This is a genomic window from Halomonas litopenaei (genome assembly GCF_017303055.1).
GTDB lineage: Bacteria > Pseudomonadota > Gammaproteobacteria > Pseudomonadales > Halomonadaceae > Halomonas > Halomonas litopenaei_A.
Genome location: NZ_JAEKJT010000001.1, coordinates 163,183 through 175,350, shown reverse-complemented (window position 1 = coordinate 175,350; position 12,168 = coordinate 163,183). Strand labels below are relative to the sequence as shown.

The window sequence follows — 12,168 nt, the reverse complement described above, 5'->3', positions numbered from 1 at the left end:
CAGCAGGGGCATACCACCTGATCCCGGCGCTCAAGCCCGCCGATCAGCCAGCGGCTTGCCGACGCGCGTCCACCGCATCACTCAGGCGCTTGATCAACGGCTTGATCCGATCATGCTTGATCGTCATCGAGGCCTGGTTCACCACCAAACGGGTGCTGATATGCGCCATCAGCTCCCTGGGCTCCATGCCGTTGGCACGCAGGGTATTGCCGGTATCGACGATATCGACGATTTCGTCGGCAAGGTTCATCAGCGGCGCCAGCTCCATCGCCCCGTAAAGCTTGATCACCTCTGCCTGGATACCCTGCTCGGCATAGTAACGTCGCGCCACATTGACGAATTTCGTCGCCACCCGGCGCCTGGCCCGAGCAGGCTCAGCCCCCTGGATGCCTGCCGTCATCAGCTTGCAGCGCGCAATGTTCAAGTCCAGCGGCTCGTACAACCCTTCAGCCCCATGCTCAAGCAGCACATCCTTGCCGGCGACGCCAAGGTCGGCAGCCCCAAGCTGGACATAGGTGGGCACGTCGGTGGCTCGAATCACCACCAGCTTGACGTCCGGCAGGTTGGTGTCGAACAACAGCTTACGGCTCTTGCGCAGGTCTTCCGCCGGACGAATGCCCGCATCGGCCAGCAACGGCAGGGTCTCGTCGAGGATGCGCCCCTTGGAGAGCGCCACTATCAATTGCTTACTCATGATCTCGCCCGGTTGTCGGGATGGATGTCGAGGTGGCGTGTCGCGCGTGGGGCGGGGGCGCCCCCGCCAACGCATTAACCTGGAACGCGCTTGATGCGTGCACCCAGAAGATGCAGCTTTTCCTCGATGCACTCATAGCCGCGGTCGATATGGTAGATCCGGTCCACCAGGGTCTCACCTTCTGCCATCATCGCAGCGATGACCAACGACGCCGAGGCGCGCAGGTCGGTGGCCATTACCGGGGCGCCAGACAGACGTTCGACGCCGGTGATCACCGCGGTATTTCCCTCAAGGGCGATGTTCGCGCCCATGCGGTTCAGTTCCTGTACGTGCATGAAGCGATTTTCAAAGATCGTCTCCACCACCCGCGAGGAACCCTCTGCAACGGCATTCATGGCCACGAACTGGGCCTGCATGTCGGTGGGAAAAGCCGGGTAAGGCGCGGTGCGGATATTGACGGCTCGCGGTCGCCGCCCCTGCATGTCCAGCTCGATCCAGTCGTCCCCGGTGGTGATCTTGGCACCGGCTTCTTCAAGCTTGGCCAGCACCGCCTCGAGGATGTCCGCACGGGTACGCCGGACCCTGACGCGACCTCGGCTCAACGCCGCTGCCACCAGGAAGGTTCCGGTCTCGATACGGTCAGGCATCACATCATGATGCGCCCCGTGCAAGCGCTCGACACCTTCGATCACGATGGTGTCGGTTCCATGACCGCGGATACGCGCACCCATCTTGATCAAGCACTCGGCAAGATCCACCACCTCGGGTTCCTTGGCGGCGTTCTCCAGAATGGTGGTACCTTCGGCCAGCGTCGCCGCCATCAACAGGTTCTCGGTGCCGGTGACGGTGACCACATCGAAAAAGATGGTGGCACCCTTCAGCCGTCCATCACTGCTGGCGCGAATGTAGCCGCCCTCGACCCGAATGTCGGCACCCATGGCTTCCAGGCCACGAATATGCAGGTCCACCGGACGCGAGCCGATCGCACAGCCACCTGGCAGCGACACATCCGCCTTGCCGAAGTGGGCCAGTAGCGGACCCAGCACCAGAATTGATGCACGCATCTTCTTGACCAGCTCATAGGGCGCATGACAATCGCTGACCTGAGCCCCATTGAGCTGGATACACATCTTCTCGCCCATCACGGCCTGCACGCCCATATGGCCAAGCAGCTCAAGCGTGGTCGTGATGTCCTGAAGATGAGGAAGATTGCCGATGGTTACCGGCTCTTCGGAAAGCAAGGTGGCACACAGAATCGGCAGAGCCGCGTTCTTGGCACCGCTGGCCCAGACATCGCCCTCGGCGGGTCCGTTGCCGGTAATGATCAATTTGTCCATGCGGGCGCTACCATCAGGCTCCAGTGTTCTCAGCGGCCGATTGCCACTGGGAAGGGGTAAACGTCTTGATACTGACGGCGTGAAGGGCACCAGAGGCAATTTCCTCTGACAATGCGCCGTAGATAACCTGCTGACGCTTGACCGGCGTCAGTCCGGCGAAGCGTTCGCCCACGGCGATGACCTGAAAGTTGCAGCCTTCACCTTGGATATGAAATTCGCAGCCGTCGACTCGGCTCTCGAGCAGCGCTTTAACGTCGCTGGGTTGCATGCCCCTGCTCCTTCAACTGGCGTAAGACACGGTGCGCCGACGAGGGTGCGCCGCGCCCGAAAAAACACAAAGGGCATATGGTAAAGAAAAGCGACGCGCTTGGCGATGACGTAGACACTTTCCCCAGGCTCGGTACGTGCCGCCGGCGGTCAAGCCGGCTACGGCACGACGGAGCCTGTCGCTGATGACTTCCGAAAGCAGCGCGCCCCCGAATACGCATCGCATTCGGGGGCGCGGCATGCACGATAGTGACGACAGCGGTCAGGCGCGTGCGCAGGTCGAAGGCAATAGATCGTCGAGCCCCGCAAGCTCCGTCAACTGCCATAGCGGAGGCGACAGCTTGATGCTGTTCAACGACAGTCCTGCGCGACGCATGGTTCGCGCCCATTCGAGCATCATCGTCAGCGCGGCGCTGGACACGTGCTCGACCTCACTGAGGTCGAGACACACGGGGGAGCCCTGCGCCCGCTCTTCGAGCCACTCACGCCCTGCTTCCGCCATTTCGGCAGCGCCTTCGAAGTTGACCTTGCCGCAGACCCTCAGGGTGCCTTCGTCCTCAAGCAACCGGGCCGACGCCACTTCGATCAATACGCTCACGCACCACGCTCCAGCTCGTCGACACCCACGTCGGGGCTCCAGTTGTTGATGACTGCGTCGTAGTCGCGGTTGTACTGGCGCATCGCCTGGTCAAACTGATTGCGGAATGTCAGGCCCAGGTTGATGCCATTGACGATCACATTGACCACCTGCCACTTGCCGTTGGACTGACGCAGCGTGTAGCTGACCGGGTAAACCGTGCCATCGGTCGCCACCACCTCCATGTCGACGCTGGCCTGATCCTCGTAGCGAGCCGCCGACTGGTTGTCGAGCACCCGAATGGAGTCATACTCGAACGTCACCAGGCCCTTGGCATAGGTATCCAGCAGCGTCTGCTTGAAGACGTCGACGAAGCGAGAGCGCTGCTGCGAGGTGGCGTTGTTGAAGTACCGCCCCATCACGCTGGCGCCTATGTAGCGAAAGTCGGCAACACCGCGCAGGCTATCGTCCACCACCTGCTTGAGCTCCTGAGGGTGCTCCATATAGTACGACTCACGGCCATCGATCTTGCCCATCAAGCCATCGATGCTGTCGCGAATCATTTGCTCGGGAGATTGCTGGGCCAGAGCGGGCAAGCTGACCAGCACCATCATCAGCGCTACCATCCAGCGCCGCAGCTGAACCATGGCGTGCAGAGAACGGGTCATTGAAGCCTCCTTGTCAGTCCGGAAACTGCCGGATCAGTCTTTCGTCAGGTTGGACACGAATTGCTGTATGAGTTCCTCTAGCACCAGCGCGGACTGAGTGTCTCGCACGACACCGCCGTCCTCGATCATCTCCGGCGATCCGCCGACGGACAAACCGATGTACTGCTCGCCCAGCAGGCCGGACGTCAAGATGGCGGCCGTGCTGTCGTCCGGCAGCATGCCGGAAAGTTCGTTATCGAGAGACATCACGACTTCGGCGTCATACCACTCGGTATTCAGGTCAATGCTCTCGACCCGACCCACGGTAACGCCCGCCATGGTCACCCGCGCCCGCGGCTTGAGACCGCCGATGTTGGCGAAGTTGGCACGTAGCTCGAAGGTGTCGTCGGCGCGCTGCAGGTCGAGCCCGCTGACCTTGAGCCCCAGGAACACCAGGCCCAATATGCCGGCCAGCATGAACAGGCCAACACTCAATTCCATTGTCTTGCTGCGCTTCATGGGCAGTCTCCGAAAAATCAGGAAAGCCCGCCGAACATCACGGCGGTCAACACGAAATCCAAGCCCAGTACGGCCAGGGAGGAATACACTACGGTCCGGGTGGTCGCCCGCGAGATACCTTCGGAGGTCGGGATCAGGTCGTAACCCTGAAACACGGCGATCCAGGTCACCACCAAGGCAAACATCAGGCTCTTGACGATGCCGTTGCCAATGTCGTTGAAGAACCCGACGCTGGCCTGCATGTTGCCCCAATAGGAGCCCTCGAACACCCCCAGCCACTCGACGCCGACAAGATAACCGCCATAGATGCCCACTACGCTGAAACCGATGGTCAACAGCGGCAGCGAGACAAAGCCAGCCCACAGTCTGGGCGCCACGATTCTACGCAGCGGATCGACGCCGATCATTTCCATGCTGGTCAGCTGCTCAGTGGCTTTCATCAGGCCAATCTCGGCGGTCAACGCTGACCCCGCGCGTCCCGCAAACAGCAGTGCCGCCACCACCGGCGCCAGCTCGCGAAGCAAGGCCAGGGAGACCATCTGCCCCAGCGCATCCGCCGCGCCAAAGTCGACCAGAATGGTGTAGCCCTGCAGCGCCAGCACCATGCCGATAAACAGGCCAGATACAAGAATGATCGCCAGCGACAGCACACCGACCATGTAGACCTGGGCAATCCACAGACTGATGCCCCCCATGGTGGGACGGCCAAACATCGATTGCGCTAGAAATAGCCCTGCCCGGCCCACTGCCTCGAGCAGGTCACAGCCACGCCGCCCAAGGCGACTGATCCGCTCGATCATGCTTCCTCCTGCCCCAGAATATCGTCATAGAAATCATTGGCCGGGTAATGGAACGGGACAGGCCCATCCGGCTCGCCATGCACAAACTGGCTGACGCGGGGGTCCTGCTCGACGTCCAGAGAAGCGGGCGTACCGTGGGCCATGACTCTTCCGTCCGCTACCACATAGACATAATCGGCAATGGACAAGGTCTCCTTGATATCATGGGAGACCACCACCGAGGTCAAGCCCAGAGCCTGGTTGAGACGACGAATAAGCTGAACCAGCACACCCATCGAGATCGGATCCTGACCGACGAATGGCTCGTCATACAGAATCAGCTCAGGGTCGAGGGCCACCGCACGCGCCAGCGCCACTCGCCGCGTCATCCCGCCAGACAGCTCCGAAGGCATCAGATCGCGAGCACCACGCAGCCCGACCGCTTCGAGCTTCATCAGCACCACATCGCGCACCATGCTCTCCGGAAGATCCGTATGCACGCGCAGGGGAAACGCCACGTTCTCGAACACGCTAAGGTCGGAGAACAGCGCACCGCTCTGGAACAGCATGCCCATGCGTCGCCGCATCTGGAATAGATCCTTGCGCGACAGTCGGTGCACATCGTGCCCGTCGATCAGCACCCTGCCGGCGCTCGGCGCCAGCTGCCCGCCGATCAGCTTCAGCAGAGTGGTCTTGCCGGTACCACTGGGGCCCATGATGGCCGTGATCTTGCCGCGGGGAATGGAGAGATCCACGCCACGAAAGATATCTCTATCGCCGCGCGTGAAATGCAGGTTCTCCACCTCCACCAAGGAGGAAGCCGTCATCGCAGTCCCCAAACAATGATGGTCGCCATGAAACAAACGCCGCTGCCTCGCTCGCTGCAAAACGCAGACGGGCTCCGCCACGACCATGGAACCAGGAAACATGATAGAGCGCGTTGCCATGCGCTCGGTTTTCGAACATCGTATCTTAACTGAAACATGCCACGCCAGTGCAGCGGCTGCGCGCTTGCGCGCAGGATGTTGGCAGGGTTCAATGGGCGCCCTCGATATTCACCATCAGGTTGTCCGCATGTTGTTACCGCTCGTCGCTGTCGCTCTTGGTCTTGTTGGCCTGCTATGGAGCGCCGATCGCTTCGTTGGCGCGGCCGCTGCAACCGCGTATCGCGCCGGCATGAGCATCATGCTGGTCGGCATGACCATCGTCTCCATCGGCACCTCCGCCCCGGAGATCGTCGTGTCGGTGATGGCATCACTGGATGGCACGCCTGACCTTGCTACCGGCAATGCACTCGGCTCCAACATCGCCAACATCGCGCTGGTACTGGGCGTGACCGCCCTGGTCGTGCCGATTCCGGTGCGTTTCAGCATCGTTCGTCGCGAACTGCCACTACTGCTGGGCGCGACCGGACTGGCCGGCTATGCCCTGGCCGATGGCCAGCTGAACAGCGTCGACGCGGCCCTGCTGCTGGCCCTGCTGGTGTTCAGCATCTGGTGGCTGTTTCGCGCAGACGAAGGGCAACAGGACGTCGCCGGCGAGATCCCCGGCATGGCGCTGGGCAAGGCCCTTGTCTGGCTGGTCGTGACCCTGGCGGTGATGATCGCCAGCTCCCGCGGGCTGGTCTGGGGCGCAACCGAGCTGGCACGCTCCTTCGGGGTGAGCGAGCTGGTCATTGGCCTGACCGTCGTCGCTATCGGCACCAGCCTGCCCGAGCTTGCCGCCTGTGTTGCCAGCGCCCTGAAGCGTCACCACGACCTCGCCATCGGCAATGTCATCGGCTCCAACCTGTTCAACATGCTGGCCGTGCTGCCCGTACCTGGCTTGCTGGCACCGGGGGCCACCGACCCTGACGCCGCGGGGCGCGACTTTCCGGTCATGCTCGGCCTGACGCTGGCACTGGCGGCCATCCTGCTGTGGCAGCGCCGCGGGCGCGTCGGACGCATCGTCGGCGCGCTGCTGGCAGCCAGCTACGCCTTCTATCTGTTCTGGCTGGGTACCTCCCTGACAGCCTGACCCTTGTGACAACGGTGGTAAACGGCAACAATCATGGCCATGACCAAATTTCCCGACGGGGCGTCGCCCTCGACACCCATCAATGTTCGCGCTATCGCCCGACGCACGCTGGAACTGGAGCGCGACGCGGTCGATGCGTTGATTCAGCGCCTCGATGAGGCCTTTGAGCGCGCCTGCACGCTGATCCTGGCCTGCCAAGGACGGGTGGTGGTGACAGGCATGGGCAAATCCGGCCACATCGGCGGCAAGATCGCCGCCACTCTGGCCAGCACCGGCACCCCGGCGTTCTTCGTTCATCCCGGTGAAGCCAGCCATGGCGACCTTGGCATGATCACCCCAGGTGACGTGGTCCTGGCGCTGTCCAATTCCGGCGAGACTGCCGAAGTTACCGCCTTGCTGCCTCTATTGAAGCGTATGGGCATTCCGCTGATCAGCATGACCGGCAGGCCCGGGTCGACCCTGGCGCGCCACGCCGAGGCCCATCTGGATGCCGGCGTCGAACGCGAGGCCTGCCCGCTCGATCTCGCCCCCACGTCCTCTACCACGGCCGCGCTTGCCCTGGGTGACGCCCTGGCCGTCGCACTGCTTGAATCCCGCGGCTTTACCGCGGAAGACTTCGCGCTGTCCCACCCCGGTGGCAGCCTGGGCAAACGCCTGCTGCTGACGGTGGCAGACCTGATGCATACCGGCGACAGACTTCCCGTCGTGGCGACTGGCTCACCGCTCAGAGATGCTCTGCTCGAGATCACTCGCCAGGGCCTCGGTTTCACCTGCGTAGTGGCCGATGACGGCACCCTGGCGGGCGTCTATACCGATGGCGACCTGCGCCGAACCCTTGACCGCCACCAGGATTTCAGCACCCTGAGCGTGGACGATGTCATGACCAGTCCCGGACGGCGCATCCGTCCCGACACCCTGGCGGCGGAAGCCGTCAAGCTGATGGAAGACAGTCGCATCACCGCTTTGGCGGTGGTGGATGACCAGCAGCGCCCGGTTGGCGCGCTACACATGCATGACCTGCTGGCAGCAGGTGTCATTTGACGCCTGGCCTGGCGGCACTCCGGGCGCTACCGCCGGGCAGCTGCCGTCACTCCTTCTGCCCACTCAACATCAAGGATCGCCATGATGGCCCACGACCCACTTGCCTCACTCTCCCCTGACCTGGTGCAACGACTTGGCCGCGTGAAGCTGCTGGCGCTGGATGTGGACGGCGTGCTGACCGATGGGCAGCTTATCTTTCATGCCGACGGTACAGAACTGAAGGCCTTCAACACCCTTGATGGCCACGGTATCAAGCTGGCCAGGCGCGCGGGAATCGACGTCGCTCTGATCACCGGGCGTAGTTCACCCATGGTCTCCCAGCGCGCCAAGGCGCTGGGCATCCAGCACGTCCAGCAAGGTGTCGAACGCAAGCTGCCGGCGCTGGAATCGCTGTGCGCCGAGCTGTCGCTGTCACTGGAAGAGGTGGCCTATTGCGGAGACGACCTGCCCGACCTGCCGTGCATTGACCGCTGTGGCGTGGGCATCAGCGTGCCAGGCGCCCCGTTCTACATTCGCGAACGCGCCCGCTGGGTCACCGAGCGCGACGGCGGCCATGGCGCAGTGCGCGACATCACGGATACCTTGCTGGCTGCCCAAGGGCGACTCGACGGCGTGGTGGACAGCTACCTGAAGGACGGACCCCTGATATGACATGGCGCTCACTGCGGCCCGGCTTCCGTTTCTGGCTGGTCATCCTGCTGCTGGTGCTGGGCGGCGGTCTGGCCCTGCTCGACCCGCGGGACGGCACTGTGCCCGACCTGATCACCGACGATCAGGCCGGCGAGCCGGACTACTACCTGATCGATGCCACCCTGACGCGCTTCGACACCGAGGGTGCGCCCCATCAACGCATCACGACCCCACGTCTGGTGCACACCCCGCTGGATGACATCACCCGCGTCGACCAACCTGACATGGAGCTTGTCGATGACAGCGGCCGCCTGTGGATCGCCACTGCCACCGACGGCGAACTTGGCCCGGACGGCAACCCTCTGACACTGACCGGAGATGCCCACCTCGAGGCCCCTGCCGAGCGCTGGCAGCTGGATACCGAGGTGCTGGTCTATGACAGCGATTCAGGCCACGCCTGGAGTGAGACGCCTGCGGTATTGCGTCAGCCCCCCCAGGAAATGCGAGGCGAGCGCTTCGATGCCTGGATCCATGACAATACCGCCCGTCTGACCGACAATGTCACCGGCTATCATCCGCCAGAGCCTCAATAAGCCAGAGCCGCTCTCAGCCCGAGCCCTAACAAGGAGTCACTTCCATGATGCGTCCCCGTCCCGCGCTACTGCTCGCCCTGGCCCTGGGCCTGACGAGCGTCGCCACCAGCACCGTCACTCTGGCGCTGGAAAGCGACCGCAGCGCCCCCATTCAGGTAGAGGCCGACCAGCTGGACCTGGATGACCGCGCAGGCACAGCGGTGTATACCGGCGATGTGCGTATTCAGCAGGGCAGCATGCTGCTGACCGGTGAGCGTGTGGAAATTCAGCGCAACGACCAGGGTCAGCTGTCCCGCGCCACGGCGACTGGCTCCCGTGCCTATCTGGAGCAGCAGCCTTCGCCGGAAGAGCCGGTGGTCAAGGGCTGGGGCAAGAAGGTGGTCTACCATGTTGCCGAGCGCCGCATGGAACTCATCGACCAGGCGGAATTGCACAAGGCCAATGACACCTTCGACGGCGCCTACCTGGAGTACTTTCTGGATCGCCGCGTCGTCCAGGCTCGCTCCAGCGCACAGGGTGTCGACGGCCAGCAGCGCATTCGCATGACCCTCGAGCCGGAAAGCCAAGGAAACTGATGAAGACTCTCCACGCTCGCCATCTGGCCAAGAGCTACAAGAAGCGCCGCGTCGTCCAGGACATCAGCCTGTCCATCGAACAGGGCAGCATCGTGGGCCTGTTGGGCCCCAACGGCGCAGGCAAGACCACCTCCTTCTACATGATCGTCGGACTGGTCAGGGCGGATGCTGGCACCATCAGCATCGACGATGACGACCTGAGCCGCGCGGCCATGCACCAGCGGGCACTGGCGGGTATTGGCTACCTGCCACAGGAAGCCTCCATCTTCCGCAAGCTGTCCGTAGCCGACAACATCATGGCGATCCTCGAGACCCGCAAGGACCTCGACCGGGAAGGTCGCCAGGCGCGCCTTGAGCAACTGCTCGAAGACTTCCATGTCAGCCACATTCGCGACAACCCGGGCATGAGCCTGTCCGGCGGGGAAAGACGTCGGGTCGAGATCGCCCGAGCCCTGGCCACAGAACCCGCCTTCATTCTGCTCGACGAACCCTTTGCCGGGGTGGATCCGATCTCCGTCGGCGAGATCAAGTCGATCATTCGCCAGCTCAAGGCTCGTGACATCGGCGTCTTGATCACCGACCACAACGTGCGCGAGACGCTGGACATCTGTGACCGCGCCTACATTGTCGGCGACGGCCAGATCATCGCCGAAGGCAGTGCCGAGTCGATCCTTGCCAACCAGCGCGTCAAGGAAGTCTATCTCGGCGAAAACTTTCGCCTTTAACCACCATGGGCGCTGCCGGGCCGCTATGTTGGCAGGGTCTTCATGGCGCCCGCTCGACCTTGCACTGACGCGCATGCGGAGCACAGCAAGCCCTGCGCGCCGCGCCCCGCCCACAAGTTGGCAAGAAGCTTGCATGGTACCTGACCCGCCGTTAGGGTAAGGCTTTTCAGCTCCACGAACGGAAGTCACATCATGGCCCTCAAGGCGTCACTGCAGCTGAAGATCGGCACCCAGCTGACCATGACCCCTCAGCTGCAACAGGCTATTGGCCTGCTCCAGCTTTCCACGCTGGACCTGCGCCAGGAAGTCCAGCAGGCGCTCGAGGCCAACCCGATGCTCGAGCTGGAGGATGAATTCGGCGAGCTGCAGGTCAAGGACAGCAAGGACGATGACTGGGCCGACGAGATCCCCTCCGAGCTAACGGTCGACAGCGACTGGTCCGATACCTATCAAGACCTTGGCACCGCCCCGGCCGGCAGCGCCGAGGCGCCCGACTTCGAGCGCCAGGCCAGCGGGCAATCCCTGCATGGCCACCTTAGCTGGCAGCTGGCCCTGCTGGACCTCAATGATAATGACAGGCGCATCGCAGAGTGCCTGATTGACGCGGTCAACGGCGATGGCTACCTGGTGGGACACCTTGACGATATCGCCCAGGGCCTGGCCGATGACGACGCTGCTGCCCCGCCCCTGCAGGACGTGGCGTCGGTGCTGGCCAGGCTGCAGCAATTCGAACCTACCGGTGTATTTGCCCGAGATTTGCGCGAATGCCTGCAGCTGCAACTGGACAGCCTGCCGCGTGACACCCCCCTTCTGCCCCAGGCGGGAAGACTGGTACGCCAGTTTCTCGAGGCGCTGGCCAGCGGTGATCGTCGTCTGCTTAAGCGCCGCCTGAGCCTGACCGAAGAGCAGCTGGACGATGTCATCGAACTGATCCGTGGCCTCGACCCTAGGCCTGGCAGCCAGTACGGCGACAGCGACAACGACTATGTCATTCCCGATCTGGTGGTCCGCCACACCGAAGAAGGCTGGCGCGTCGAGCTGAACCCTGAGGCGATGCCACGCCTGCGCATTCAACCCGACTATGCGGCGTTGATCCGACGGGCCGACAAGAGCCAGGACAACCAGTTTCTGAAGGACCACCTGCAGGAGGCGCGCTGGCTGATCAAGAGCCTGGCAAGCCGCAACGACACCCTGTTGAGGGTCGGACGCGAAATCATGGAGCGGCAGCTCGACTTCCTCGAGCAGGGTGAAGCCGCCATGAAACCACTGGTGTTGGCAGACATTGCGGCCAAGGTGGAGATGCACGAATCGACCATCTCCCGGGTGACGACCCAGAAATTCGTGCATACGCCACGGGGAGTGTTCGAGCTCAAGTATTTCTTTTCCAGCCAGGTGGGCCAGGATGGGGATGCCCATTCCAGCACTGCCATACGCGCCATGATCAAGTCGCTGGTCCAGCAGGAGCCGCCTCGCAAACCGCTGTCTGACAGCAAATTGGTGGAGCTGCTCGCCGAAGACGGTGTCAACGTCGCCCGACGCACCGTCGCCAAGTATCGAGAAGCGATGAATATTCCCTCTTCAAGCGAGCGCAAGCGCCTGCGCTGAGCCCGGTCAGATGGCTCGAGACAGGCGGCGAGCAGAGCGCGTAGCGCAGTTACATGAAAAGCGCAAGCGCTTGAAATATCGCACGACATCTGCGTCTTAATGCTTAGAAGCAGGGGGGTTTGCAGGATCGGAAAAAGGGTTACAATCGGGCTACCACCCGCAA

At 62.7% G+C, this 12,168-nt stretch carries 15 protein-coding genes; 7 read left to right on the top strand and 8 right to left on the bottom strand.

Annotated elements, in window-relative coordinates:
* Positions 1-43: 43 nt before the first annotated feature.
* The 8 genes from hisG to JF545_RS00865 form a co-directional block, all read right to left on the bottom strand.
* The gene (hisG, locus tag JF545_RS00900; RefSeq protein WP_206937245.1) at positions 44-694 is read right to left on the bottom strand and encodes an ATP phosphoribosyltransferase; all 651 of its coding nucleotides are present in this window, start codon (positions 692-694) and stop codon (positions 44-46) included.
* A 74-nt stretch (positions 695-768) separates the two neighbouring features.
* Entirely contained in the window at positions 769-2,031 is a 1,263-nt protein-coding gene (murA, locus tag JF545_RS00895) for a UDP-N-acetylglucosamine 1-carboxyvinyltransferase (protein ID WP_206937242.1), read from the bottom strand.
* Positions 2,032-2,044: 13 nt separating this feature from the next.
* Positions 2,045-2,299 carry a BolA family protein gene (locus JF545_RS00890; protein WP_206937239.1) on the bottom strand — a complete coding sequence of 85 codons (255 nt, stop codon included), beginning with the start codon at positions 2,297-2,299 and terminating at the stop codon, positions 2,045-2,047.
* Positions 2,300-2,560: 261 nt separating this feature from the next.
* Positions 2,561-2,896 (bottom strand): STAS domain-containing protein, encoded by a 336-nt coding sequence (locus JF545_RS00885; RefSeq protein WP_206937237.1) that lies wholly within the window; start codon positions 2,894-2,896, stop codon positions 2,561-2,563.
* Positions 2,893-3,543, bottom strand: a complete 651-nt coding sequence (locus tag JF545_RS00880) for an MlaC/ttg2D family ABC transporter substrate-binding protein (protein ID WP_206937234.1) — start codon at positions 3,541-3,543, stop codon at positions 2,893-2,895. The genes JF545_RS00885 and JF545_RS00880 overlap by 4 nt, the downstream gene beginning before the upstream one ends.
* A 33-nt stretch (positions 3,544-3,576) precedes the next feature.
* Positions 3,577-4,041, bottom strand: a complete 465-nt coding sequence (gene mlaD, locus JF545_RS00875) for an outer membrane lipid asymmetry maintenance protein MlaD (protein WP_206937232.1) — start codon at positions 4,039-4,041, stop codon at positions 3,577-3,579.
* Between the two features lie 17 nt (positions 4,042-4,058).
* Entirely contained in the window at positions 4,059-4,841 is a 783-nt protein-coding gene (gene mlaE, locus JF545_RS00870; protein ID WP_206937228.1) for a lipid asymmetry maintenance ABC transporter permease subunit MlaE, read from the bottom strand.
* The gene (locus tag JF545_RS00865) at positions 4,838-5,647 is read right to left on the bottom strand and encodes an ABC transporter ATP-binding protein (RefSeq protein WP_206937225.1); all 810 of its coding nucleotides are present in this window, start codon (positions 5,645-5,647) and stop codon (positions 4,838-4,840) included. The genes mlaE and JF545_RS00865 overlap by 4 nt, the downstream gene beginning before the upstream one ends.
* Positions 5,648-5,894: 247 nt before the next feature.
* On the opposite strand from JF545_RS00865, the gene JF545_RS00860 reads away from it, so the two are divergent.
* The 7 genes from JF545_RS00860 (at position 5,895) to JF545_RS00830 (ending at position 12,005) form a co-directional block, all read left to right on the top strand.
* Positions 5,895-6,836: a calcium/sodium antiporter gene (locus tag JF545_RS00860; protein ID WP_206937222.1), complete on the top strand. Its 942-nt coding sequence runs from the start codon at positions 5,895-5,897 to the stop codon at positions 6,834-6,836.
* A 33-nt stretch (positions 6,837-6,869) separates the two neighbouring features.
* The gene (locus JF545_RS00855; RefSeq protein WP_374107028.1) at positions 6,870-7,877 is read left to right on the top strand and encodes a KpsF/GutQ family sugar-phosphate isomerase; all 1,008 of its coding nucleotides are present in this window, start codon (positions 6,870-6,872) and stop codon (positions 7,875-7,877) included.
* Between the two features lie 84 nt (positions 7,878-7,961).
* Positions 7,962-8,528, top strand: coding sequence for a KdsC family phosphatase (locus JF545_RS00850; protein WP_206937209.1), 567 nt, complete (start codon positions 7,962-7,964; stop codon positions 8,526-8,528).
* Positions 8,525-9,100 carry an LPS export ABC transporter periplasmic protein LptC gene (gene lptC, locus JF545_RS00845; protein ID WP_206937206.1) on the top strand — a complete coding sequence of 192 codons (576 nt, stop codon included), beginning with the start codon at positions 8,525-8,527 and terminating at the stop codon, positions 9,098-9,100. Before JF545_RS00850 ends, lptC begins: the two co-directional genes overlap by 4 nt.
* Before the next feature lie 44 nt (positions 9,101-9,144).
* A complete protein-coding gene (gene lptA, locus JF545_RS00840; protein WP_206937203.1) occupies positions 9,145-9,675 on the top strand; it encodes a lipopolysaccharide transport periplasmic protein LptA in 531 nt (176 codons plus the stop codon).
* Positions 9,675-10,400, top strand: a complete 726-nt coding sequence (gene lptB, locus JF545_RS00835; protein WP_206937201.1) for an LPS export ABC transporter ATP-binding protein — start codon at positions 9,675-9,677, stop codon at positions 10,398-10,400. Before lptA ends, lptB begins: the two co-directional genes overlap by 1 nt.
* A gap of 192 nt (positions 10,401-10,592) precedes the next feature.
* On the top strand, positions 10,593-12,005 hold the full coding sequence (locus tag JF545_RS00830; RefSeq protein WP_206937198.1) for an RNA polymerase factor sigma-54: 1,413 nt from the start codon (positions 10,593-10,595) through the stop codon (positions 12,003-12,005).
* The last annotated feature ends 163 nt before the right edge of the window (positions 12,006-12,168 follow it).